Origin of the sequence: Agreia sp. Leaf210 (genome assembly GCF_001421485.1) — a bacterium.
Taxonomy (GTDB): domain Bacteria; phylum Actinomycetota; class Actinomycetes; order Actinomycetales; family Microbacteriaceae; genus Agreia.
Window position 1 is genome coordinate 269146 of sequence record NZ_LMKK01000003.1, and the last position, 24849, is coordinate 293994.

22 protein-coding genes and 1 other RNA gene are annotated in these 24849 nt (G+C 66.0%); 13 read left to right on the plus strand and 10 right to left on the minus strand.

Annotated features, from left to right (window positions below):
* Nucleotides 1-2: 2 nt before the first annotated feature.
* A complete protein-coding gene (locus ASE64_RS11685; protein WP_235480604.1) occupies nt 3-443 on the plus strand; it encodes a pilus assembly protein TadG-related protein in 441 nt (146 codons plus the stop codon).
* Nucleotides 444-496: 53 nt separating this feature from the next.
* On the plus strand, nt 497-1981 hold the full coding sequence (locus tag ASE64_RS11690; RefSeq protein WP_055780582.1) for an MFS transporter: 1485 nt from the start codon (nt 497-499) through the stop codon (nt 1979-1981).
* 20 nt (nt 1982-2001) lie between these two features.
* Here the strand turns inward: ASE64_RS11690 and ASE64_RS11695 are convergent, their stop codons facing one another.
* Nucleotides 2002-3264, minus strand: coding sequence for an MFS transporter (locus tag ASE64_RS11695; protein ID WP_055780583.1), 1263 nt, complete (start codon nt 3262-3264; stop codon nt 2002-2004).
* A 59-nt stretch (nt 3265-3323) separates the two neighbouring features.
* Between ASE64_RS11695 and prfB the strand changes: the two genes are divergently transcribed.
* The 4 genes from prfB to smpB all read left to right on the plus strand — a co-directional run bounded on the left by prfB (nt 3324) and on the right by smpB (nt 7089).
* Complete coding sequence (prfB, locus tag ASE64_RS11700; RefSeq protein WP_055780586.1) at nt 3324-4430, plus strand: peptide chain release factor 2; 1107 nt, start codon at nt 3324-3326, stop codon at nt 4428-4430.
* A gap of 97 nt (nt 4431-4527) precedes the next feature.
* Nucleotides 4528-5601, plus strand: a complete 1074-nt coding sequence (gene ftsE, locus ASE64_RS17200; protein ID WP_082466217.1) for a cell division ATP-binding protein FtsE — start codon at nt 4528-4530, stop codon at nt 5599-5601.
* Nucleotides 5598-6512: a permease-like cell division protein FtsX gene (gene ftsX, locus ASE64_RS11710; protein ID WP_055780590.1), complete on the plus strand. Its 915-nt coding sequence runs from the start codon at nt 5598-5600 to the stop codon at nt 6510-6512. Before ftsE ends, ftsX begins: the two co-directional genes overlap by 4 nt.
* Before the next feature lie 100 nt (nt 6513-6612).
* Nucleotides 6613-7089 carry an SsrA-binding protein SmpB gene (gene smpB, locus ASE64_RS11715; RefSeq protein WP_055780595.1) on the plus strand — a complete coding sequence of 159 codons (477 nt, stop codon included), beginning with the start codon at nt 6613-6615 and terminating at the stop codon, nt 7087-7089.
* 30 nt (nt 7090-7119) lie between these two features.
* Here the strand turns inward: smpB and ASE64_RS11720 are convergent, their stop codons facing one another.
* Together ASE64_RS11720 and ASE64_RS11725 are read right to left on the minus strand one after the other, a co-directional pair.
* The gene (locus tag ASE64_RS11720) at nt 7120-8028 is read right to left on the minus strand and encodes an SDR family NAD(P)-dependent oxidoreductase (protein WP_055780597.1); all 909 of its coding nucleotides are present in this window, start codon (nt 8026-8028) and stop codon (nt 7120-7122) included.
* Complete coding sequence (locus tag ASE64_RS11725; protein WP_055780601.1) at nt 8025-8702, minus strand: SIMPL domain-containing protein; 678 nt, start codon at nt 8700-8702, stop codon at nt 8025-8027. Before ASE64_RS11725 ends, ASE64_RS11720 begins: the two co-directional genes overlap by 4 nt.
* Nucleotides 8703-8834: 132 nt before the next feature.
* Here ASE64_RS11725 and ssrA point away from each other — a divergent pair.
* Nucleotides 8835-9231, plus strand: a transfer-messenger RNA (tmRNA) gene (gene ssrA, locus ASE64_RS17205).
* Between the two features lie 59 nt (nt 9232-9290).
* Here the strand turns inward: ssrA and ASE64_RS11730 are convergent.
* Genes ASE64_RS11730 through ASE64_RS11740 form a run of 3 tightly spaced genes read right to left on the minus strand, consistent with a single transcriptional unit; the run spans nt 9291 to nt 11602 of the window.
* The gene (locus ASE64_RS11730; protein WP_055780603.1) at nt 9291-10022 is read right to left on the minus strand and encodes a PIG-L deacetylase family protein; all 732 of its coding nucleotides are present in this window, start codon (nt 10020-10022) and stop codon (nt 9291-9293) included.
* Entirely contained in the window at nt 10019-11215 is a 1197-nt protein-coding gene (locus ASE64_RS11735; protein WP_055780607.1) for a glycosyltransferase, read from the minus strand. Before ASE64_RS11735 ends, ASE64_RS11730 begins: the two co-directional genes overlap by 4 nt.
* Nucleotides 11216-11602: a hypothetical protein gene (locus ASE64_RS11740; RefSeq protein ID WP_055780610.1), complete on the minus strand. Its 387-nt coding sequence runs from the start codon at nt 11600-11602 to the stop codon at nt 11216-11218.
* A gap of 69 nt (nt 11603-11671) precedes the next feature.
* Between ASE64_RS11740 and ASE64_RS11745 the strand changes: the two genes are divergently transcribed.
* The 4 genes from ASE64_RS11745 to ASE64_RS11760 are packed head-to-tail and all read left to right on the plus strand — an operon-like array spanning nt 11672 to nt 16431.
* Nucleotides 11672-12709: a M4 family metallopeptidase gene (locus ASE64_RS11745; protein ID WP_055780614.1), complete on the plus strand. Its 1038-nt coding sequence runs from the start codon at nt 11672-11674 to the stop codon at nt 12707-12709.
* Nucleotides 12706-13035 (plus strand): protealysin inhibitor emfourin, encoded by a 330-nt coding sequence (locus tag ASE64_RS11750; protein ID WP_055780617.1) that lies wholly within the window; start codon nt 12706-12708, stop codon nt 13033-13035. Before ASE64_RS11745 ends, ASE64_RS11750 begins: the two co-directional genes overlap by 4 nt.
* A gap of 51 nt (nt 13036-13086) precedes the next feature.
* Entirely contained in the window at nt 13087-15750 is a 2664-nt protein-coding gene (locus tag ASE64_RS11755) for a phosphoenolpyruvate carboxylase (RefSeq protein ID WP_055781937.1), read from the plus strand.
* A gap of 12 nt (nt 15751-15762) precedes the next feature.
* A complete protein-coding gene (locus tag ASE64_RS11760) occupies nt 15763-16431 on the plus strand; it encodes a DUF4166 domain-containing protein (RefSeq protein ID WP_055780619.1) in 669 nt (222 codons plus the stop codon).
* Here ASE64_RS11760 and ASE64_RS11765 read toward each other — a convergent pair.
* Genes ASE64_RS11765 through aroA form a run of 3 tightly spaced genes read right to left on the minus strand, consistent with a single transcriptional unit; the run spans nt 16428 to nt 19727 of the window.
* Nucleotides 16428-17252 carry an inositol monophosphatase family protein gene (locus tag ASE64_RS11765; protein WP_055780622.1) on the minus strand — a complete coding sequence of 275 codons (825 nt, stop codon included), beginning with the start codon at nt 17250-17252 and terminating at the stop codon, nt 16428-16430. The genes ASE64_RS11760 and ASE64_RS11765 overlap by 4 nt on opposite strands.
* Before the next feature lie 52 nt (nt 17253-17304).
* Nucleotides 17305-18357 (minus strand): ribosome small subunit-dependent GTPase A, encoded by a 1053-nt coding sequence (gene rsgA, locus ASE64_RS11770; protein WP_055780625.1) that lies wholly within the window; start codon nt 18355-18357, stop codon nt 17305-17307.
* Nucleotides 18354-19727 carry a 3-phosphoshikimate 1-carboxyvinyltransferase gene (gene aroA, locus ASE64_RS11775; protein WP_055780628.1) on the minus strand — a complete coding sequence of 458 codons (1374 nt, stop codon included), beginning with the start codon at nt 19725-19727 and terminating at the stop codon, nt 18354-18356. The genes rsgA and aroA overlap by 4 nt, the downstream gene beginning before the upstream one ends.
* 202 nt (nt 19728-19929) lie before the next feature.
* On the opposite strand from aroA, the gene ASE64_RS11780 reads away from it, so the two are divergent.
* Together ASE64_RS11780 and ASE64_RS11785 are read left to right on the plus strand one after the other, a co-directional pair.
* On the plus strand, nt 19930-20550 hold the full coding sequence (locus tag ASE64_RS11780) for a sigma-70 family RNA polymerase sigma factor (RefSeq protein ID WP_055781940.1): 621 nt from the start codon (nt 19930-19932) through the stop codon (nt 20548-20550).
* Nucleotides 20547-20789, plus strand: coding sequence for a zf-HC2 domain-containing protein (locus tag ASE64_RS11785; protein ID WP_055780631.1), 243 nt, complete (start codon nt 20547-20549; stop codon nt 20787-20789). The genes ASE64_RS11780 and ASE64_RS11785 overlap by 4 nt, the downstream gene beginning before the upstream one ends.
* 52 nt (nt 20790-20841) lie before the next feature.
* On the opposite strand, the gene ASE64_RS11790 is transcribed toward ASE64_RS11785, so the two are convergent.
* The gene (locus tag ASE64_RS11790; RefSeq protein WP_200920219.1) at nt 20842-24669 is read right to left on the minus strand and encodes a multifunctional oxoglutarate decarboxylase/oxoglutarate dehydrogenase thiamine pyrophosphate-binding subunit/dihydrolipoyllysine-residue succinyltransferase subunit; all 3828 of its coding nucleotides are present in this window, start codon (nt 24667-24669) and stop codon (nt 20842-20844) included.
* Nucleotides 24670-24849: the final 180 nt, after the last annotated feature.

Sequence of the window (24849 nt, forward strand, 5' to 3'; positions counted from 1 at the left end):
CCGTGGCAGAGCGACTCCGCTCCGACGAGGGCTCGACCCTGCTGCTGACCATCTTCTACGCGGCCTTGGCACTGCTCGTCGTGCTCGTCGTCGTTGCCGCATCGAGTCTCTACCTCGAGCGCACACGCCTCTTCACCATGGCCGACGGTGCCGCCCTCGCCGGTGCCGAGTCGTTCTCCCTCGACGATGTCGAGCTGGTCGACTCCGCCGTCGTCCCGAGGCTCGAGCCGCAGGCCGTCGACGCAGCCGTCGACGACTATCTCGACAACGCCCCGTCTTCTGCGTCGTTCGACGACCTAACGGTGATCGAGGCCACCACCTCCGACGCGCGCAGCGCCAGCGTCACCCTTTCCGCGTCGTGGCGGCCCGCGGTGCTGTCGCTCGTCGTGCCGAACGGGTTCCCCATCGAGGTCACCTCGGTCGCTCGTTCTACATTCCGCTGAAATCTACGCAAGGCCCTCAGGCAACCCACAGCCTCGGTGTAGCGTACGTGTCCATGGCAGCGACTTCACCGACACCTCAGATCGAGATCACCGAGCGGGCGAAGTGGCAGGCGTTCGCCGTTGCCGTCGGAGTCGCCGCGCTCACCATCCTCGACCTGTCGAAGGTCAACGTGGGTCTTCCGTCGATCGAGAAGGCGCTCGGCGCCGGGTCCACCGAACTCCAGCTGATTGTCGCCGGCTACGCCCTCGCCTTCGGACTCGCGCTCGTTCCGGCCGGGCGGCTCGGCGACATCTACTCGCGCAAACTCCTGTTCTCCATCGGCCTCATCTCGTTCACCCTGGCGAGCCTCGCCTGCGCCCTCGCACCGACGGTCGAGACGCTGCTCATCGCGCGCATCCTGCAGGGCGTCGCCGCCGGCATCCAGATGCCACAGGTGCTCGGGCTCGTGCAGCAGCTCTTTCAGGGCCCGGCCCGCGGTAGTGCCTTCGGAATCTTCGGAGCGACGATCGGAGTCTCGACCGCGTTCGGTCCGACCCTCGGCGGCCTGCTGATCGCCCTCGGCGGCGAGACCGACGGGTGGAGACTCCTGTTCTGGATGAACATCCCGCTCGGACTCATCGCCCTGTTCTTCGCGCTGCGTCTGCTGCCCACAAAACCGAAAGGGTCGACGGTGAAGACCGAACTCGACCTCGTCGGGATCCTGCTCCTCGGATTCTCGGTGTTCAGCGTCATGGTGCCCTTCGTCTTCACCACGGGCGGCCCCGACGACGACCCCAAGCGCTGGTTCTGGCTCATCGGCTTCGTGCTCGGAACAGCCGCGTTCCTGCTGTGGGAGCGCGACTACTCCCGCCGCGGAAAGTCGTCGGTGGTGCACTTCGCCCTGTTTCGCATCGCCTCGTATCGCAACGGCATCCTCGTGGCCACGGCCTACTTCGCCGCCATCCCCGGTACCTTCCTGCTCACGACTCTCTACTTGCAGCAGGGCCTCGGCGCGCTTCCCGTCTTCGCCGGCATGGTCAGCATCCCGTTCGCGCTCACCTCTGCCGCCAGCTCGCTCATCGGCGGGCGCATCGTCGAGCGCTACGGACGCAAGCTGGTGGTCATCGGTACCATCACGGTCATCATCGGCTTCTCGCTGATCCTCGCCGCCGCCGTGCTCACTCCGCGCGATCAGACGATCTGGTGGATGGCCGCCGCCATGGCCGTCGCGGGAGCCGGAGGCGGCCTCGTGATCTCGCCCAATCAGACGCTCACGCTGGCCGAGGTGCCCGTGAGCGAGGGCGGCGTCGCAGGTTCGCTCGCGCAGGTCGGTCAGCGCGTCGGAACCGCGATCGGAGTGGCCGCCGTCAGTTCGACCTTCTTCTCCACGCTCTATCGCGAGGCGACGACGCCCGACCAGCTCACCGTGTACCACGACGGATTCCGCAACGGAATCCTCATCGCGATCGCGCTGATCACCGTCTCACTGATCGTGGGACTCGTCGACCTGCGATCGCGCGCGAAGGCCCGGGCGCAGCAGGCCACGCCATCCGCCTGATGAGAACTATCGAGGCCTGATCACGCAGACGGGCGGCCCGGCCGTCGGGGAACGTAGCGGGGCACGTAGCGCAGCATGAGGCCTGCCCCGAGAACGCCGATGACGCCGATGATCGCGGTCGACAGCGACAGCGTCGCCACGGCCACCACCAGGGAGACCAGCAGGGGAGCGGCGGCCGTTCCCGCGTCGCCGGTGAAGCGAAACGCGCCGAGGAACGGCGCCGGATCGTTCTTGGGGGCCAGATCGGCGCCGAGGGTCATCAGGATGCCGCTGCCGATTCCGTTCGCGAGACCGGTGACGGCCGTGATGCCGATGAACCAGCCCACGGCGTTCTGCAGGTCATGGGTGAACGCGAGGACGAAGAGTCCGATGCCCATTCCGAGCATCGACGGCACGACGCTCCACAGCCTGCCGAAGCGGTCCATCACCTGCCCGCTGGCGTAGAAGAGGGCGAAGTCCATGGCGCCGCCGAGACCGATGATGAGGGCTGTCGTACTCTCGGGAAGTCCGAGGCTCACGGCCCAGAGCGGCAGGATGACGGAGCGGCTCGCGCGCAACGCGCCGACGATCGCCACACCCGTTCCGAGCCGTACGAGCACCCCGCGGAAGTTCCAGATCGTGCGGAAGAGGCCGTGCGATTCCCCGGCGACGAGCTGTTCGCCCTCGGTCTCGTGCGAGCCGGAGGCGCCGGTGCGAGCGGCGGCCGCGGCTGTGGGATCGGGCATCACCATGAGCAGCACGATCACGATGACGGCGCATCCGAGGTGCACCCAGAAGACGATCGCCGCGTGTGCCGTGAGGGCGATGAGGCCGGCGGCGATGAACGGTCCGACGAACCATCCCGCGCGGAATGTTCCACCGAGTGTCGACAGCGCCCGAGCCCGGTACTGCAGCGGAACGAAGGTCGTCATGAACGCGTGCCGCGCCAGGGCGAAGGTCGCGGTCGACAGGCCGAGCAAGAAGATGCCGACCCCGAGCATCCAGGGTCCGGATGCGACGATGCACGTCGTGACGCCGATGATCGAGACGAGCGACGCCCCGACCATGGCCCTCCGCTCGCCGATGCGGCTCACGATCCAGCCGCTCGGGATGTCGCCGATCAGTTCTCCGACCATGATCATCGCTGCGATGAAGCCGGCGAAGGCGAGACCCGCGCCGAGATCCTGGGCGATGGCGGGGATGATCGGGATGATCGACCCCTCGCCGATAGCGAAGAGCAGAGAGGGCAGAAGAGCGGGGAGGGCGATGGAACGGAAACGGAAACCGGTCTCTGTGTCGCTCATATCGCATCCAACCCTACGCCGGAGGATCGCCCGCGGCCGCCCGGTAGGCTGGGTGCACCATGCAGGAACTTGATTTCAGCGAGCAGATCGCCGCCCTCCGCTCCACCTTCCGCGACATCCTCTCGGTCATCGACGTCGATGACCTGAAGGCACGTATCGACGACCTCAGCGCTCAGGCCGGTGTGCCCGACCTCTGGGACGACACCGAGAAGGCGCAGAAGGTGACCAGCGCTCTGTCGCACGCGCAGTCCGACCTCGGGAAGGTCACCAGCATCACCTCGCGTCTCGAAGACCTCGAGATCATGGTCGAACTCATCAACTCCGAGGGCGACGAGGAGTCGGCCCAGGAGGCTCAGGCCGAGCTCGAAAGCCTCACGAAGCTCCTCGGAGAGCTCGAGGTGCAGACGCTTCTGAACGGCGAGTACGACCCGAGGGCCGCCGTCATCACCATCCGCGCCGGAGCGGGCGGCGTCGACGCCGCCGACTTCGCAGAGATGCTGTTGCGCATGTACCTGCGCTACTCCGAGCAGCACGGCTACTCGGTCACGGTGCTCGACACCAGCTACGCAGAAGAGGCGGGCATCAAGAGCGCGACGTTCGAGGTCGACGCTCCATACGCATTCGGCACGCTGTCTGTCGAGGCGGGAACCCACCGGCTCGTGCGCATGAGCCCCTTCAACTCGGCGGGCAAGCGCCAGACGAGCTTCGCGGCCGTCGAGGTCATCCCGCTTATCGCTCAGACCGAATCCGTCGACGTTCCCGAAAGCGACATCCGGGTGGATGTCTTCCGCTCGTCAGGCCCGGGCGGCCAGTCGGTCAACACGACGGACTCGGCCGTTCGCATCACGCACCTCCCCACGGGAATCGTCGTGAGCTGCCAGAACGAGAAGAGCCAGATCCAGAACCGCGCCGCAGCACTGCGGGTCCTCCAGTCGAGACTGCTCCTGCTGCAGCGCGACGAGGAGAACGCGAAGAAGAAGGAACTGGCCGGTGTCATCACGGCGAGCTGGGGCGACCAGATGCGCAGCTACGTGCTCGCGCCCTACCAGATGGTCAAAGACCTGCGCACCGACTACGAATCGAACAACCCCTCGAATGTCTTCGACGGCGAGCTCGACGGCTTCATCTCGGCGGGCATCCGCTGGCGCAAGCAGAAGGTCTCCTAGGCAATACCGGGCTCGCTTTCAGACTCGCGGGTCAATCGGCGCTCCGTGGCGAGTCGTGCGTGGACAAGCTCGTCGGCCTGCTTAAGCTCAACCTGCCATGATTCGATTTGATCACGTATCCCAGATTTACCGGGGGACCAAGAAGCCGGCGCTCAACCGCGTCGACCTCGAGATCCTCCGCGGTGAATTCGTCTTTCTTGTGGGAGCCTCGGGCTCCGGCAAGTCGAGCTTCCTGCGCCTCGTGCTGAAGGAAGACAAGCCCACGAGTGGCAGCATCCACGTGCTCGGCCAAGACCTGGGAACGATTTCGTCGCGGAAGGTGCCCTACTTCAGGCGCAACCTCGGCGTCGTCTTCCAGGACTTCCGCCTTCTGCCGAACAAGAACGTGTTCGACAACGTGGCGTTCACGCTCCAGGTCATCGGCAAGTCCCGCGGATTCATCCAGGAGGCCGTGCCCGACGTGCTGGCCATGGTCGGTCTGAACGAGAAGGCCAATCGCCTGCCGCACGAACTGTCGGGTGGAGAGCAGCAGCGCGTGGCCATCGCCCGCGCCGTCGTCAACAAGCCCGCCATCCTGCTCGCCGACGAGCCGACCGGAAACCTCGACCCCCTCACCAGCGGTGGCATCATGCAGGTCCTGCAGCGCATCAACGCGGGCGGCACCACGGTGATCATGGCGACCCACGACAACGCCATCGTCGACCAGATGCAGCGTCGCGTGATCGAGCTCGTACAGGGCGAGGTCGTTCGTGACGAGCTCGAGGGCGGCTATGGAATGACGGCCGAGATAGCCCTTCGTGACAGCGGCATGACCGCCGAGATCGGCATCCCCGGCATGGTGCGCGGCAGCCGCGGAATGAGCGGCACGACCCCCACCTTCTCCGCGCCCGTCGTCGCGCCCCCAGCGCCGAATGCCTCGGGGGCAGCGAACGTCTCTGCGACTCCCTCCCAGACCCAAGCGACCCCCGCTCCAGACCAGGGCGAGCCGGCCGTATCCGCGCCCGCCGCCGCTGCACCCGCCGCATCCGCGCCGCCGGCGCCGCTGTCGGCCACGCCTCGTGCGGTCGACCCGGTCACCGATCAGCTCGGCCTGGCCGAGAAGCTGGGGCTTCGGGCTCCCGGTGAACGGATCGACCCGGCCAAAGACCAGAACGTAGGACCCACCTCGTGAGACTCGGACTCATCTTCGGCGAGGTCGGCACCGGCCTCAGACGCAACGTCTCGATGGTCATCTCCGTCGTGCTCGTCACCTTCATCTCTCTCACCTTCGTCGGCACGGCGATTCTGCTGCAGATGCAGATCGGCCAGATGAAGAACTACTGGTACGACAAGGCTCAGGTGGCCGTCTACCTGTGTACCGCCACCGACACGGGGGAGACCTGTGGAAACGGCGATGTGACGCAGGACCAGATAGACGCCGTCAAAGCGCAGCTCGACGGCCCGACGCTGTCGCCGTTCATCGACAAGTACTACTTCGAGGATCACGATCAGGCGTTCGAGAACTTCCAGGAGCAGTTCAAGGGCAACCCGGTCACCGACTACGTGACTCCCGATCTGCTGCCGCAGACCTTCTGGGTCAACCTGAAGGACCCCACTCAGTCGGCCGTCCTCGTCGAGAGCCTTTCCGGCTTCGCCGGTGTACAGAGCGTGACCGACCAACGAAGTTATCTCGAGCAGATCTTCACGGTACTCAACGCAGCCAGCTATACCGCGATCGCCGTCGCCGCCATCATGCTGATCGCGGCCGTGCTGCTGATCGCCACCACCATCAGGCTCTCGGCCTTCTCGCGCCGCCGAGAACTCGGGATCATGCGATTGGTGGGTGCGTCGAACAGGTTCATCCAGACCCCGTTCATCATCGAGGGCGTGATCGCCTCGCTCATCGGATCGGCCCTCGCCGGGCTGGCGATCTGGTCGATCGTGAAGTTCTTCGTGCAGGGCTGGTTGTTGAACCAACTGCCATTCACCTCGTTCGTCAACACCGGGGACGCGCTTCTGGTTGCACCCATCCTGGTGGTCGTCGGAGCAGTGCTGGCGGCACTGTCGGCGAAGTTCGCTATCACCCGGTACCTCAAGGTCTGATCGTCACGCTGCGGGCGCGGGCGAGCGCGACCCTCGGCTGGGCGTATACTGGACGGCTGCCGCACGCGCTGTGCGGCACACGAATCGTCAGGAGTGCAACGTGCCCAAGGAGAGCGGTCAGAAGGTCGTCGCGACCAACCGCAAGGCTCGGCACGACTACACGATCGAGTCGACGTACGAGGCCGGAATGGTCTTGAACGGCACCGAGGTCAAGTCGCTGCGCATGGGTCGGGCTTCGCTGGTCGACGGCTACGCGTTCATCGAGAACGGCGAGGCGTGGCTCGATGCCGTGCACATCCCCGAGTACACGCAGGGTACGTGGAACAACCACACCCCGCGTCGCAAGCGCAAACTGCTGCTGCACAAGGAGCAGATCCTCAAGCTGCACAACAAGACGAAAGAGGGCGGTTACACGCTCATTCCCTTGCAGCTCTATTTCAGCGATGGGCGCGCCAAGGTCGAGCTGGCTGTGGCGAAGGGAAAGCGCGAGTACGACAAGCGCCAGACCTTGCGCGAACGGCAGGACAAGCGCGAGTCTGACAGGGCGATGTCGGCGCGCCGTAATCTCGGCGACTGATCGCCTGATCGACGGCGGCGCAGCCGCCGGTCACAGTCGCAGGGATGCTCCGGTCAGATCCTCCGACAGCTGCCACAGCCTGGCTGCGGCGGCTCGATCGCGAGACCACGCCTTGGCGGCCGTGACACGGGGTCGTCCCTTGAGTTGCTGCCATCCTGCGGGCCCGACGTATTCACCGCCGCGAAGATAGACGTCTGTGGCGGCCAGCACGATCGGCCAGGCGCCGGCATCCTTGCCCTGAGCGAATGACCCGAGCAGGGTCTGCACGGCGGAACTCGGCCGGGCGTCGGGGGCGATCCCAGGCCGTAGCGGCGTCAGTTCGTCGAGCGCGAATCCGGGATGCGCGACGATGCTCCGCGTGTCGTGACCGGCCGCTCGAAGTCGTCGGTCGAGTTCGAAGGCGAACGTCATCACGGCCAGCTTCGAACGGGCGTAGCTCCGAAAGCTGCGGAACCTCGATGGAGAATCGAGCTCGTCGAGGTCGAGAGGGTAGAACCGGTGACTGATGCTGCCCAGGTGGACGATGCGGGAGCTCGCCATGGCGAGAAGTGACGGCATCAACTGCGAGATCAAGGCGAAGTGGCCGAGGTGATTGGTGCCGAACATGCTCTCGAAGCCGTCGACCGTCTTCGACTCGGCGGTGCCCTCGGTGATGCCGGCATTCGCGACCAGCACGTCGATCGAGGGCAGCGCGGCCAACTCGTCGGATGCGCGTGACACGCTCGCGAGGTCGGCGAGATCGAGATGGACGAACGACGGTTGCTCGGCGCCCTCGACCTCACGCAACAGGGAATCGATGGCCAGCTTCGCCTTGGCCTCGTTTCGACTCGCGATGACGATGCGAGCGCCGCGGCGGGCGAGCTGTTCGGCGGTGAAGTATCCGAGCCCGGCGTTGCCACCGGTGACGACGATGGTTCGGCCGACGAGGTCGCGGGTCATGCCGTGGCCGCGAATCGTGCCTCGATGGATGCGCTGATGACGACGTCGGCGGGCGTCAGGTCGAGCGGCCCGCCTGCACTGCTCTTCGCCATCTCGTGCGACGCGAACCGGGCGACGCTCACGGTCGACCCGGCTCGGCCGTCGTCTCCGAGCATCCCGGGATCGGCGACAGCGATCGCGCGGAGGGTCGACAGCCCGAGTGCCCCTGCGTAACTCTGTGCTTTCGAGCGAGCAGAGACGATCGCGGTCTTCTGAGCGTCGGACTGCAGTGCCGAATGCGTGGCCGACGTGAGCGCCCAGTCGACGCTCGTCACCGTCACCCCGTCACGGAAGGCGATGGAATCGATCCAGGCAGCCAGCGCAGAGAAGTCGCGGAAGCGAGCACGCACCGTCGTCGTCGCGTGATAGACGGGGGGCAGCTGTGCGCCGTCCTGGCTCCACGGGCGCTGGCCCCATACGCTCACCTGGTCAGCGCTCCACCGGGTGACCGCGTCAGCCACCGGGTCGTGCAAGGCCCGCAGGCTGTCGGAGGTCTCTGCGTGCAGCCGACGGGTCTTCTCGAAGACGTCCTGTCGATCGGCTCCCTCGAAGCCGAGGGCGAGCTGAACGACGGCGCGTTCCGGGGCGTGGTGGGTATCGGCCGATGCAGTGACAGTGATGATCGTCTCGCTCATGGGTTCACTTTATCCGCGACGACGATCGACCCGTGCTGGCCCTTGCCGCATATCTGTCGTAAGATAAGAAGCTGCATCCAAAGAGGTGCTGGTGCACAACACAACTCAACAGTGCGTGATAGTGACCCGCTCGGGGATGATCGGTTTCGACATTGCCTGCGAAACTGCGAGAAGCGGGTCGAGGATTCAGGGTTATCTCGTTAACGATCTCTGAAAAACAATAAGTGCCAAATCAAACCGCACTGTCTCTGCTCAGGCAGACTTCGCCCTCGCGGCGTAGTTCTCTTCTAAGCACTAAATAGAGACCGTCAGTCCGGGAATGCTCTCTACCCGGGTTCTGGCGACATTCAGAGAGATTGCTTCCGCGTTACGCCAGAGGGCGCGGAGGGACTTGCACTCGGGCTGGGCCCGTCGAGTCAGATGCCTGTAGCAAGACTCGGGGCCGAGTAGAACGACTCAACAGGATACGCCCGTAGAAGGCGCAGAATCACAGCAGTGGACCGGGGTTCAATTCCCCGCATCTCCACCACAGAGGTCACATCACGCACTGTCGAGTTCTCGTCGCCCCGTTGATCCGAGGGCTGGCTTTCAGCGTGCGCGGAGTCCGATGGACGTCGGGATGGCCTGTCGCTGACCTCCGGAGTGCACGATGTGGTCTCCGTCGACGCGAACCTGCGTCGCGTGAGCTCGGAGCGCCGAGGCGACGATGGGCAGTCGGTGCTCGAGATCGAACCACTCGACGTCGTCGCCCTGTTCTGCCACGATCTCGGCCCACGGCGTGTTCGTCATGCGGCACGCCGCCTCGGTCGCGTCGTGCATGTGGACGTGATCGGGATGCCCATATCCGCCGGCGTCGTCGTAACCCACGACGAGGGTCGGCCGGATATCCTCGATCAGCGCGACCAGGTCGTTCGCGACCTCGTCGAGCTGGGCGCTGACGAGCGCATCGGTCGTGACATCGGGGGAGGGGCCGGCGAGTTCCGGTGTGATCCATGCCATGCCCGAATCCAGGTACCGCCGCTCGGCGAGACCGCGAGCTCGTGCCGGCGTGCTGCCGAGCCAGTATCTGTCGCTGATGCCGAGAATCGCGGATGCGGCGCTCAACTCGGATTCGCGGATCTGCGAGAGGGTCTCCGGGTCTGGCTCCACCGCCAGGGCGCCGGCGACGATCTCTCCACGCTCGCCTCGCGTTGCGGTCACCAGATGAACCCGGATGCCTCGGTCGACCATCTCCGAGATCAGGGCACCCGTGGCCAGGGTCTCGTCATCGGGATGCGCGTGCACGAACAGCACGCGGCTCACACCGTCGAGGATGCTCACGCGACAGCGATGGGTGATGCGAGGCCGGTGTATACGCTCAGGAGCGCCTCGGCAGACCGTGACCAGCTGAGCTCCTCCGCGTGTTCTCGGGCCCGCCTCGACAGGGCCGCGGCCTCATGGTCGTCTGAGAGAAGCCGCGCAATGGCCTGCGCCCACGCGGCGGGATCGCGAGAGTCGAGGACTATTCCGGTGACGCCGTCGATCACAGCCTCTCGGAGCCCTCCCGATGCCGCCGCGACGACGGGAACCCGGCTGGCAGCGGCTTCGAGGGCGACGAGTCCATAGGTCTCGGAATGCGAGGGGATCAACACGACGCTCGCCTGGCGCAGCAGTTCGGCCAGAGCCTCGCGTGACTGCGGCCCGATGAAGTGCACCGCCTCGGCGATGCCTCTGAGTTCGGCGAGCCGAGAGAGCTCGTCGACGTAGCCGTCGAAATCAGCGGATGCGTCGCCAGACACGACGAGGTCGGGCCTGAGGTCGGGAGACACGGCGGCGACGGCTTCGATTGCGAGGTCGAGACCCTTGAGGGGTTGCAGTCTGGCGGCAACCACCGCGTAGTGAGCGCGGGTCGTTGTCGAGGAATCGTGGGCGGCGGGCGTGAAGAGGCCGCTGTCGACACCGGGGGAGACGACCGTGATCCGAGCAGGGTCACCGCCCAGTCTGGTCTCGATCGTGCGTGCCTCGGCATTGCTGATGGCGATCAGAGCGTCGGACTCGCGAGCAAGCCAGGATTCTCCGGCCATCCGCCCGGGAGACTCCGACCGCTCTCCGTCGGAGAGAGGCGTCGCGTCGTCGGCGGCGATGCTGTGGAAACTCTGGACGTGCGGGATGCGGCGGGCCCGCGCGACGGGCAGCGCGGCCATGCCGGAGAACCAATGATGGGAGTGGATGACGTCGTAGGGGCCGAGCTCCGAGAGCCGCTCACCGAACTCGTCGATGTACTTCTCGTGGTCGCCCTTGGCGACCGGATGCGCGGGGCCGGCATCGACGAAGCGCAGCCGCAGGCTCTCGCCGAGATTCACGACGGCCGGGGCGGTCGACGTCGATCGTCGGGTGACGATCTCGACATCGTGCCCGAGAGCCGCCAGCGCCTGCGCCTGGTGCAGAACGACCACGTTCATGCCTCCGGCATCGCCCGAGCCGGGCTCGTCGGCTGGTGAGGTGTGCAGGCAGACGAGAGCTATGCGCAGCACTTAGACGAACACTCGGTAACCGTTGACGAACTTGTTGACCGGAGCGAGGATCGCGACAAGCGGCACGAACATGCGCAGGAGGTAGACGATCACCGTGAGCTGCCCCAGATCGGCCAGCGCGAACAGGCCGAGCGCGACGGCACCCCAGCCGAACGCGATCGTCAGAGAGCGCGTCGTCGCCAGAAACGGTGCGGCGGTGCCCAGCGACGCGAAGACGATACCCGCGTCGGCGACGAAGCCGCGAAGCCCCGCGTCGTCGAATTGTCCGACCAGTACCCACAGCACGATGGCGATGGCCCAGAAGAGGATGAACAGACCGCCGCCGATGGCCTTGGTCAGATACTTGACTGGAGCGGAGGTCTTGGCCGGGGCGGAAGCAGTCGTCATACCGTAAATTCTAGCCCGAGGCCCTCGCGTCTCGTGGACGGTGTCGGTCGTAGGTGCGAGGCTCGATTCATGCGATGCACGATTGTTCCCCCGTACCTGCTGGCCCGCCTGTCGACGCTCGATGCCAGCAATCTCAAGACGGTCGCTACGGCCGCTCACGAGACGTTGCTCAACACCCGACCGCTGCGCGCCGCGCGCCAGAGCGCGGTGCTGCGCCCGGCAGACCCGACGCGGGCGGCCCGCGGTCCTCAGCGAACCATCAGCGACGCGGGTGGCCGAGAGGTCCTGCCCGGCACGGTCGTGAGGCGCGAAGGTGGCGCACCGACGGCAGACCCGGCGGTCGACGAGGCATACGACGGCCTCGGGGCGACATACGCGCTCTTCGCCGAAGCCTACGGCCGGTCGTCGATCGACGACAGGGGGCTCGGGCTCGACGCCACGGTGCATTACGGCTCTCGGTACGACAACGCCTTCTGGGACGGCGAGCGCATGGTCTTCGGAGACGGAGACGGAGAGATCTTCCGCCGCTTCACCCTGTCGCTCAGCGTCATCGGACACGAACTGAGCCACGGGGTCACCCAGTACTCGAACCCACTCGACTACTCGGGGCAGTCCGGCGCGCTCAACGAGTCCGTCTCCGATGTGTTCGGATCTCTGGTCGAGCAGTACGCCCGGCAGCAGACCGTGGCCGACGCGAGCTGGCTCATCGGTGAGGAGTTGTTCACAGACATGGTCGAGGGGGCTGCGCTCCGCTCGATGAAAGCTCCCGGCACCGCCTACAACGACGACATCCTGGGCGTCGATCCACAACCCGCACACATGCGCGACTTCGTCGACACGAACGACGACAACGGCGGGGTCCACATCAACTCCGGGATCCCGAATCGCGCGTTCTACATGGTGGCCGAAACGCTCGGCGGGTACGCGTGGCAGCGCGCTGGCCAGATCTGGTACGACACCCTCACTCAGGCAATGCTCGCTCCCGCGGCGACTTTCGCCGACTTCGCACGGGCGACGGGGCAGTCCGCGAGAAATCGGTTCGGCGACGGCTCGAGTGAACTCGACGCGGTCGAACAGGCCTGGTCTTCGGTGGGTGTGCGCGCATGAACATCATCGTCGTGCGCACCGGCGGCTTCGCAGCCCTGCGTCGCACATGGCGTGTCGAGCTCGGCGCAGAATCGCGGTCGGCACTCGAGGAATGGCTCCGAATCCTCGACGCCTGTCCCTGGCGCGAGGCACGAGATCTCGATGGTGACGGCGTGCCTGATCGCTTCGTGTTCGTCATCACTGTCGAGTCGCCTCCCGATGCCCTGGCGGCTGTCGTCGACACCGACGACTCCGAACTGCGGGCGACCCTTCCAGAAACCCGCGTGGTCGGACCGTGGAGACAGCTGATCGACCGCGTGCAGTCGACCGATCGCGTCGACTTATGACGACGACGAAACATGCCGTCAACACGGGAGCGCTAGTTTAGGTCGGTGACGATTTTCGCTGACACGAACCCTGGCACTCCCGAGCCCAGCCGCAGAAGCATTCGCGACGAGGTCGACGCTGCGTTGCGCTCCGACGTTCGTCTACTCGGATCGCTACTCGGAAAGATTCTGACCGAAGCCGGTGGCGCAGAACTCCTGAACGACGTCGAGCGGTTGCGCGAACTCACCATCGACGCGTACGAGAAGCAGAACAATGCGTCGATCGAAGACGCGGAGAAGCTGGTCGACTCCTTCACGCCCGTGCGGGCCGAGCAGGTCGCGCGTGCCTTCACGAGCTACTTCCACCTGGCGAATCTGGCGGAGGAGCACCACAGGGTGCGGGTGCTGAGAACGCGCTTCTCCTCTCCGAGCGATCCGGCTCCAGCGGATTCGCTTCCCGCGGCGATCGAGCGTCTCGTCGACGAGGTCGGTCGAGACGAGACGGCGGCGCGGTTGGCAGCGCTTCGATTCCACCCCGTGCTCACCGCCCATCCGACAGAGGCGCGCCGCCGGGCGGTCGCCTCTGCCATCCGCCGCATCAGCGATCTCCTCTCTGACAGAGACGCCGGTCAGCAGGGCCGCCTGGCTTCGGCAGAGATCGAACGGCGCCTGCTCGAGCAGATCGACGTTCTCTGGCGCACTTCTCCGTTGCGAACGACCAGGCCGACCCCCCTCGACGAGGTGCGTACGGCGATGAACATCTTCGACCAGACGCTGTTTCAGGTCGTGCCGCAGGTCTACCGGCTGCTCGACGACTGGATGCTCGATTCCGAAGCCGGCAAGGCGCCCGTCGTCGCTCCGGCCTTCATGCGACTCGGAAGCTGGATCGCGGCGGACCGTGACGGCAACCCCTTCGTCACGGCAGAGGTCACCGAGGAGGCGGCAGCGATCGCGAGCGAGCACATTCTCTTCGGTCTCGAACACGCGGCCACCCGCATCGGTCGCACGCTGACCCTCGATTCCGAGGACACCCCGGCGAGTGACGCGTTGATGGCTCTGTGGCAGCGGCAGCAGTCGATCGCCCCCCAGGTGACCAGCCAGATCGGAACTCGTTCGCCGCACGAGCCTCATCGCCGCGTGCTCATGGTCGTCGCGGCGCGCATCGTCGCCACGCGTCAAGGCACCGACCTGGCCTACGGTCTGCCGGATGAGCTGATCTCCGATCTGCGGGTCATCCAGCAGTCCCTCCGCGAGGCCGGCGCCGATCGGAGCGCCAACGGCGAACTGCAGAACCTCATCTGGCAGGTCGAGACCTTCGGTTTCCACCTGGCCGAGCTCGAGGTCCGCCAGCACTCCAAGGTGCACCGCCAGGCTCTCGAAGAGATCCGGGCCGGGGGCGAACTGAGTGAGATGACGCAGGAGGTGCTGTCGGTCTATCGCACCATCTCGACCCTGCAGAAACGCTATGGAACGGCCGCGGCGCGCCGCTACATCGTCTCATTCACCCAGTCCTCCGCCGACATCGCCACCGTGTTCGCCCTGGCCGAGGCCGCCCTCGGATCGCCCGAGGCAGCGCCGGTCCTCGACGCGGTTCCCCTCTTCGAGACCTTCGCCGACCTCGAAGCGAGCACGACGATCCTCGACGAGATGATCACGCTGCCGCAGGTGCAGGAACGCCTTGCCGCAACCGGTCGGCGTCTCGAGGTCATGCTCGGGTACTCCGACTCGTCGAAGGATGTCGGACCTGTCTCGGCGACGCTCGCCCTGTACTCGGCGCAGGAGCGCATCTCGCGCTGGGCGCAGGACAACGACATCGAGTTGACCCTCTTCCATGGTCGAGGCGGCGCACTCGGTCGCGGTGGCGGTCCGGCCAACGAGGCCGTGATGGCCCAGCCCGGGGGATCAGTGCAGGGCCGGTTCAAACTGACCGAGCAGGGCGAGGTGATCTTCGCTCAGTACGGCGACAAGGCCATCGCGGCGCGCCACATCGAACAGATGGCTGCGGCGACGCTGCTCGCGTCGAGTCCGTCGAACGAAGAGGCGAACAACACCGCCACGCGTGACTTCGCCGACATCGCCCGCACGCTCGATCTCCGCTCGCGCGAACGCTTCTTCGAGCTCATCAAGGCCGATGGGTTCGCTCCCTGGTTCGCCCAGGTCACGCCGATGGAGGAAGTGGGCTTGCTGGCGCTCGGTTCCCGGCCCGCCCGCCGCGGTCTGTCGGTCGAATCACTCGAGGATCTGCGGGCCATCCCATGGGTGTTCGCGTGGACGCAGGCGCGAATCAACCTGACCGGGTGGTTCGGGCTGGGTTCGGCTCTCGCCGCTGTGGGAGACGTCGACGCCCTCCGCGACGCCTACGAGCGGTGGCCGCTCTTCACCGCGATGATCAACAACGTCGAGATGTCGCTCGCGAAGACCGACGACAGGCTCGCCGAGCGGTACCTCGCCCTGGGCGACCGCGACGACCTGGCTTCGCTCGTGCTCGACGAGATGGAACTCACCCGCGAGTGGGTACGGCGCACCACAGGGCACGGGGAGATCCTCGAGGGCCGTCCCGTGCTGCAGCGCGCGGTGCGTCTGAGAAGCCCTTACGTCGACGCTCTGTCGTTGCTGCAGCTGCGCGCGCTGAGAGCAGTGCGTAGGTCAGGCAGCGTCGACCCGGCGGACGACACGCATCGACTGCTCCTGCTCGCCGTGAACGGTGTCGCCGCCGGCCTGCAGAACACGGGGTAGACAACCGTGCCCGTGGCGCACCGGTCCGTGTATCAGGCCCTGCTCGGCGACCAGACCGATTCGCTGCAGCCGGAACTGTCGCACTACGTCGGCGGTGCTGCCCGAGGTGAGGCGGGAGTCGGGCGCGGGGTCTACGCCTTCGCCGGACCGACGAAGGCCTGGCTCGTGCCTCTGTTCGCGGCGATAGCCAGGGCCGACGCGCTGTTCGGCGAACGCGGCAACGGCGTGGGTCTCACCGTGGTCAACGTGCCGCATTCCGATGCCCACGGTCGGCTGTGTCTCAGCTCTACCCGCACTTTTGCATTCGCGACAGTGACGCGAACCATGCAGGACACGATGCTGGCCGGCCGCGACGGGCTGCTCCACGACTTCCTCGGTCGGACCCGGTTTCTGGAAGTGTCATTGAGGCTCTCCGTGTCACCCGAGGGCTGGCTCCAGATGCGGTCTGTCGGAACCTGGCTGTGGCTCGGTCGTCTGCGCCTCGCCGTTCCTCGGCTTCTGTCGGCTCGCGTCGACCTCCTCGAACGCTGGGATGCGGCATCGACGTGCCAGCGCGTCGATGTCACCCTGACGCATCCGGTCTTCGGTCAGGTGTTCGCCTACCGCGGGTCGTTCGAGTACGACCCTCGGGCGGGTCGGGTCGACGATGTCGAGACGACGCGCATCGACCGCCGTTACTAGCGCGTCACTCGTGGTGCGGAGCTCTCCTCGGCGAGCACGCGGAGCGCCTCGTCGTGCAACAGCCCGTTGGTGGCGAGAGCAGAGCCCGACCACGGGCCGGGAACGCCGTCGATGGACGTGAATCGACCGCCGGCCTCATGGATGACGGGGATGAGAGCTGCCATGTCGTAGGGCTGCAGGTCGAACTCGCCGGCCACATCGAGCGCGCCCTCCGCCACGAGCATGTACGACCACATCTCGCCGTAGGCCCGGGTGCGCCAGACGCCGCGGCTCAGCGAGAGCAGGCTGTCGAGCCTGCCGGCCTCGTCCCACCCTTTCAGGCTGTTGTAGCTCACGCTCGCATCGTCGAGCCGCGCGACGGCCGATACCGCGAGGCGTCGGGCGGGCGATGCCGGTGCGAGGGTCGAGTCCGTCGTCCAGGCGCCCTGACCGAGCGCACCCCACCAGCGGCGTCCGAGGGCGGGGGAGCTCACGACTCCGACCACGGGCTCGCCGTCGACGACGAGGGAGATCAGGGTCGCCCACACGGGGACGCCCCTCAGGTAGTTCGCCGTTCCGTCGATGGGATCGATGATCCACTGGCGAACGGAGTCGCCGGCGGAGCCGTACTCCTCGCCGAGGATGGCGTCGCTGGGACGCGCCTCGGCGAGCCGGTCTCTGATCTCGCGTTCTACGGCCCTGTCCGCATCCGTCACCGGTGTTCGGTCGGGCTTCTTCTCGACGACGAGATCGAGCGCCATGAAGCGATCGAGCGAGATCGCGTCGGCGGCGTCTGCGATCGTGAGGGCGAGGGCCAGATCATCTGCGTACGGCTCGGTCATGCCCCCAAGCGTAGTCAGCGCGGGTGAACACACCGTCATCGCCGAGCGGCTGCTACGAGTCGCTGAGCGAGCCGACGAGCTTCTGCAGCGACTCGATGCGGGCTATGCCGCTCGCTCCCAATTCGCCCGCCAGCACGCGGTCGACGATCTCCCAATCGTGAGCCTGGCTGAGCGGGATGCCATCGGGCGGCGGCACGGAGGAAGGAATAGCCATGCGGGCGAAGGATTTCAGGACGTTCGCCGGGTCGACGTGGCCGAGGCCGAACGAACGCACGCCCGGTGTGTCGATGATCCAGCCGGAGCGGCCCTCGTCGTCGTGCACACGAAGACCGAGGGTCGACGAGGACGTGTGCCGGCCCCTTCCGGTCACGACGTTCACTCGCCCGATCGCCCGGTCTGTACCTGGTACCAGAGCGTTGACGAGGGTGGATTTGCCGACCCCGGAATGGCCCACGGTCACCGTGGTGTGGCCGATCAGTAGAGCCTTCAACTCCTCGAGGGGCAGTTCGTCGCGTTGACCCGTGACCACGGTGAGGTCGAGACAGTCGAATTCCGAGAGGAACTCGGCCGGATCGGCGAGGTCGGTCTTCGTGATGAAGAGGATCGGTGTGATCCCGGCATCGAACGCGGCGACGAGGTAGCGATCGATGAGTCGTGCGCGCGGCTCGGGGTTGGCGGCCGCCACGACGATCAGCATCTGGTCGGCATTGGCTACGATGACGCGCTCGACGGCGTCGGTGTCGTCAGCGCTGCGCCGCAGCAGCGTGGTTCTCGGAATGATCTTGACCACCCGAGAGAGACTGCCCTCGGCTCCGGAGGTATCACCGACGAGACCGACCCGGTCACCGGTCACGATGGCGGTCTTGCCCAGCTCGCGGGCCCGCGATGCGGTTATCGCCCGTTCGTATGGTGTGTCCTCGTCGACCAAAACGGTGAAGCGCCCGCGGTCGACAGTCAGGATGCGACCCGGCACTGCATCGGCGTACTCGGGGCGGATCTTCGTGCGCGGCTTGTTGCCCTTCGGATTGGGCCGCACACGAACGCTCGACTCGTCGTACTGCGACTCCTCGTCGTCGTCATCGTCGTCGTTCGACCACCAGGTCATGAGCTGCTCGCGGCCAGCGCGCTCCAGAGTTCGGGAAACTCGGGGAGCGTCTTGGAGGTCGTGGCGATGTCCTCGATGAGGACATCGGGGGTGACGAGCGCGATGATCGCGCCGGCGTGGGCCATCCGGTGGTCGGCGTACGTCTTCCACGTTCCGCCGTGCAGAGGCGCGGGCTCGATGCGCAGCCCGTCGTCGAGTTCGGTGACGGCACCACCCAGCGCAGTGATCTCGGCAGCGAGGGCAGCGAGCCGGTCGGTCTCGTGGTGTCTGATGTGTCCGATGCCGGTGATCTCGCTGGGGGAGTCGGCGAGAGCGGCAAGCGCCACCAACGCCGGAGCGAGCTCTCCGCCTTCGGAGAGGTCGAGCGTGATGCCGTTGATGTGGCCCGTGCCTTCGACAGTGAGCACCCCATCGACCAGTGACACGGTGGCCCCGAAGAGCGGCAGGAAGTCTATGAGGTGGGCGCCCACCTGAGTGGTGGTCGACGGCCAGCCGCTGATGCTCACCCGCCCGCCGGTGGCCACGGCCGCGGCGAGGAAGGGTGCCGCATTCGAGAGATCGGGCTCGATGTCGACGATCGAACCCCGGATGCTGCCGGGGACGATCGCCCAGACACCCGGCTCGGGCGTCTCGACGGTGATGCCGCGATCCGCCAGAGCCTGGATCGTCATCTCGATATGGGGTTGGCTGGGCACCCGCTCGCCAGAATGACGCAGTACGAGGCCCTCGTCGAACCGAGCGGCGGAGAGCAGAAGACCGGAGACGAACTGACTAGAGCTCGACGCATCGATGACGATCTCCCCGCCCGTGACAGCACCCGTGCCGTGCACGGTGAAGGGGAGCGCCCCGGCTCCGTCGTCTGCGATATCGACGCCGAGCGAGCGGAGCGATGAGATCGTCGTCTTCATGGGCCTGCGACGAGCGGCCTCGTCGCCGTCGAACACAACGGGTCCGAGGGCCAGCGCGGCGACGGGCGGGATGAATCGCATCACCGTTCCGGCGAGCCCGCAGTCGACCGTCGTACTGCCGAGAAGCTCGTCGGCGGGAGTGATGAGCCAGTCCTCGCCGAACTCTCCTCCACCGACGACTGCCTCGATGGTCGTTCCCATGGATCGGAGCGCCTCGACCATCAGGGTGGTGTCGCGCGAGTGCAGAGGAGCGCGGAGTGTCGACGGCGAATCGGCCAGCGCCGACAGCACGAGTTGCCGGTTCGTCAGGCTCTTCGAGCCGGGCAGGACGACAGCGGCGTCGATCGGCCCGGAGGTGGTCGGGGCCGGCCACGGCGCATCGCCGGGAGGAACGGCGGCGACCCCCGGCGTCTCGTCGTCGTAGGGGGAGAAGCGCGGATCGAGTTGATTGATGATGCCCATTGCTCCCCAGATTACCGCGACAGCGGAATAAACGACGTTCCGATCGTCGTTGTTGATCGTATGGCGGTCGAACGGACCGACGGCGGAGCGAGAGGCAGGAGGTGGGGCAGACATGCTGACACAGGAACGCGTACGGCCTTCGCTCGCAACCCCAGGCATGGCCTGGGCGGAACGCGCCCTCGCCAAAGTAGACTCTGCTCTGATGAGCAACTCCACACCTGACACCCCTCCGGCGGCCACCCCAGATCCGCGGGATCTGTTCGAGGAACAGGCGATACCGTTCCTCGATCAGCTGTACGGCGCTGCCCTGCGCATGACGCGCAATCCTGCCGACGCTCAAGACCTGGTCCAAGAGACGTTCGTGAAGGCCTACGCTGCTTTCGGGCAGTTCGAGCAGGGCACGAACCTCAAGGCGTGGCTCTACCGCATTCTCACCAACACGTTCATCAACACATATCGCAAGAAGCAGCGCGACCCTTACAAGGGCACGATCTCCGACATGGAGGACTGGCAGCTGGGCGAGGCCGAATCGGCCACCGCGATGTCGAGCCGTTCTGCCGAGGCAGAGGCCATCGATCATCTGCCCGACAGTGCGGTCAAAGACGCGCTGCAGTCGATACCCGAAGATTTTCGTCTGGCGGTCTATTTCGCCGACGTCGAAGGTTTCTCCTATCAGGAGATCGCCGACATCATGAAGACCCCTGTCGGCACAGTGATGAGTCGTCTGCATCGAGGCAGACGACTTCTCCGGGGACTTCTGACCGACTACGCAGCAGATCGCGGCATTCATGTCGCATCGAAGACGGGGAGCACGAAGAAATGACCGATTGCGGTTGCGATAAGGCCAAGGCCGAACTCGAGGAATATCTGCACAACGAACTCTGCTCGACAGACGCTGAAGACATCCGCGAGCACCTCGCCGGATGCGTCGACTGCGAGTCTGAGCTGCATGTCGGACGCGTGCTGACCGAGGCCGTTCAGCGCGCCTGTCGCGAGACCGCGCCCGGCGACCTGCGCGACCAGGTGCTACTGAAGATCCGCACCATTCAAGCCACGCACTGATACGCGGCTGACGGTCGGTTCCTCGAGCCACGCCCGAGGAACCGACCGATCATCACCTCTGGGTGGCTCGCTCGATGAGCTCGGTCTGCTCGATGGCGTGGCGCTTCGCCGATCCGGCCGCGGGCGATGCCGCCGCGGGGCGTGACACGACACGCACCGAACGCCCGAGGTGCGGTGCGACCTCGACCGCCACGAAGGGCCAGGCTCCCTGATTCTCGGGTTCGTCCTGCACCCACACCACGTCGGCGTCTGGGTACTGGTCGAGAACCGACTTCAGTTCGCCGAGCGGAGCGGGGTAGTACTGCTCGAGACGCACCAGCGCGACCGTGTCGTCGGGATTCTTCTGCAGTTCGTTGACCAGGTCGTAGTGGATCTTGCCCGAGTGCAGCAGAACCCGAGTGACCGAAGACCTGTCGGTGATGCGACTGTCGTCGATGACCGGCTCGAATGTTCCGTTGGTGAGATCGGGCACGTCGCTCGTCGCACCGCGCAACCGCAGCATCGCCTTCGGGGTGAAGACGACCATCGGCTTGCGCGGACGGGCGTACGCCTGCCGGCGCAGCAGATGGAAATACGAGGCCGGCGTCGACGGACGCGCGACGGTCATATTGTTCTCTGCGCACAGCTGCAGATAGCGCTCGATGCGAGCCGAGGAGTGGTCGGGACCCTGGCCCTCGTAGCCGTGAGGCAGGAGCAAGACGAGCGACGAGCGCTGCGCCCACTTCTGCTCGGCCGACGAGATGAACTCGTCGATCACGATCTGGGCGCCGTTGGCGAAGTCGCCGAACTGAGCCTCCCAGAGCACGAGAGCATCGGGCCGCTCCACGGAGTAGCCGTATTCGAAGCCCATCGCGGCGTATTCGCTCAGCAGGGAGTCGTAGATCCAGAATCTGGCCTGGCTCTCGCTGAGGTTGGCCAGCGGCAGCCATTCCTGGCCGTTCTCCCGATCGTGGAGCACCGCGTGACGCTGCACGAAGGTGCCGCGACGCGTGTCCTGACCGGCCAGACGCACGGGGGTGCCCTCGAGCAGCAGTGAACCGAGGGCGAGCAGCTCGGCGAATGCCCAGTCGATTCCGCCCGAACGACTCATCTCGAGACGCTTGTTCAGCAGTTGCTGCAGCTTCGGGTGAACTGTGAAGCCCGCGGGCTTGTTCTGGAATGCGTCGCCGATCTGGTGGATCGTCGACTCGGCCACCGCGGTCGAGAACGCATCGGAGCTGGCCGAGTCGCTCTGCTGAGCATCGGGAAGCTCGAGATCCGCCACACTCGATCCGTCGGCCGTGATGACCGGAATCGACGAGGTCTGCGCGGCGTGGGTCTCGGCGAAGGCGCGCTCGAGGCGGTCCTGGAAGTCTCGGTGGGCTGCCTGGTACTCCTCCTCGGTGATGTCGCCACGACCCACCAAAGACTCGGTGTACAGCCGGCGCACGCTGCGCTTCGCCTCGATGAGGTTGTACATGAGCGGCTGGGTCATCGACGGGTCGTCGCCCTCGTTGTGCCCGCGGCGTCGGTAGCAGATCAGATCGATGAAGACGTCGCGGTGGAACTGCTGCCGGTACTCGAAGGCGAGCTGCGCCACACGCACGACCGACTCGGGGTCGTCGCCATTCACGTGGAAGATCGGAGCCTGAATCGTCTTCGCGACGTCGGTGGAGTAGACCGACGAGCGGGATTCGCCGGGAGGGGTCGTGAAGCCGACCTGGTTGTTGATGTTGATGTGGATCGTTCCGCCGGTGCGGTAGCCGCGCAGCTGGGACATCTGCAGGGTCTCGACCACGATGCCCTGTCCCGCGAGGGCCGCGTCTCCGTGGATGAGGATCGGCAGCGTCGAGAACGTTCCGATCGCCTTGCGGTCCTGCTTGGCCCGGACGATTCCTTCGAGGACGCCATCGGCAGCCTCGAGGTGCGACGGGTTGGCGGCGAGGTAGACGGGAATCTCGGTGCCGTCGCTGCCGTGGAAGGTGCCCTCGGTACCGAGGTGGTACTTCACATCTCCCGAGCCCTGAACGGTTCGCGGGTCTTGAGTGCCCTCGAATTCGCGGAAGATCTGACCGTAGGTCTTACCGGCGATGTTCGTGAGCACGTTGAGACGGCCACGGTGCGCCATACCGATCGCGACCTCGTCGAGACCTTCGTCTGCGGCACCCTGGATGATCGCATCGAGGAGCGCGATCGTGGATTCACCGCCCTCGAGGCTGAATCGCTTCTGGCCGACGTACTTGGTCTGCAGGAAGGTCTCGAAAGCCTCGGCTTCGTTGAGCTTGGCGAGGATGCGCATCTGCTCGTCGTGGCCGGGCTTGGCGTAAGGACGCTCGACCTTGTCCTGGATCCACTTGCGCTGGGCGGGATCCTGGATGTGCATGTACTCGATGCCGGTCTTGCGGCAATAGGAGTCGCGGAGCACGCCGAGGATGTCGCGGAGGAGCGCACTGCGCTTCGCACCGAACTCGCCGGTCACGAACTCTCGGTCGAGATCCCAGAGGGTCAGCCCGTGGTTCTCGATGTCGAGGTCGGGGTGCGTGCGCTGGCGGTATTCGAGCGGGTCGATGTCGGCCATCAGGTGGCCGCGCACGCGGAAGGCGTTGATCAGTTCCTGCACCCGAGCGGTCTTGTCGACGGCGTCCGAGAGGTCGACGCTGATGTCGGGAGCCCAGTGGATCGGAGCGTAGGGGATGCGCAACTCGGCGAAGATGTTCTCGTAGAAGTTGCGTTCACCGATGAGCAGCTCGTGCACCTTGCGCAGGTACTCACCGGAACCGGCGCCCTGGATGACGCGGTGGTCGTAGGTGCTCGTCAGAGTGATGATCTTGCCGATACCCAGGTCGTTGAGCGTCCTCGCGCTCGTGCCCTGGAATTCGGCGGGGTACTCGAGGGCTCCGGCGCCGATGATGCACCCCTGCCCCTTCATCAGGCGCGGAACCGAGTGCACCGTTCCGATTCCGCCCGGGTTGGTGAGCGAGATCGTGGTGCCCTGGAAATCGGATGCCGTGAGCTTGTTCGCTCGGGCGCGGCTGACCAGTTCTTCGTAGGCCCCGAGGAACTCGTTGAAGCCCATGGTGTCTGCGCGCTTGATTCCCGGAACGAGGAGGGCGCGTGTGCCGTCGGGCTTCGGGATGTCGATGGCGATGCCCAGTCCGACGTGGGCCGGCGCGACGACCGAGGGCTTTCCGTCGACCTCGTCGTAGTAGACGTTCTGGCTGCGGAACTCCTTCATCGCCTGCACGAGGGCCCAGCCGATGATGTGGGTGAACGACACCTTGCCGCCGCGGCTGCGCTTGAGGTTCGAGTTGATGACGATGCGGTTGTCGATCAGCAGCTTCGCCGGGATCGAGCGGACACTGGTGGCCGTCGGCACGGTGAGGCTGGCATCCATGTTGGTCGCGAGCGTCTTGGCCATACCTCTGAGCGGGGTGACCGTGTCCTTCTCGACGTCGTCTTCGCTGCTGGTGGATTCTGCCGTGGTGTCACGCTTCGGCGCGGAGACCGGTGCCTCTGCGGGGATCGGCGCCTGTCGCGCCTGCATGCTCGTCGTGCGGGCCGCGGGCTGGCTCTCGCGCTGGTCGGCGACGGATGCGCCGGACGGCGCCTCGGTCGAGACCGTGGCGACGGGTGACGTCGGCGGGGTGGTCGCTCCGGAGGCTTCCGCGATCTGCTCGGATTCGGTCGCCGCGGGTGGCGCCTGCTGGGCCGTCGGCGCAGAGGCTGCACCGCCCTTGGACACCACGGTCGAGTGGTAGCTCTCGAGGATCGGCCACCACGACTCGTCGACCGACTTGCGGTCTACCTTGAACTGCTCGTAGAGCTCCTCGACGAGCCATTCATTGGCTCCGAACTCCGACGCGCTCTCGTCGTTTTCCACTCCGGTCGTTTGGCTAGACAAGCCCGATCGCCCACTCTCTTCATCGTGCATCGACAATTCGCCTGAAATCAGTACATTCATGACAGTCGTCAGCGCCCTGCATCGTTGCCGGCGGGCGCCCGACACGTTCATGGTCAAGCCTAATCCCCTCAGCCTGAAGCGCCACCCGACGTGGGCCCGCTCGGCGCGGAAGCGACTACC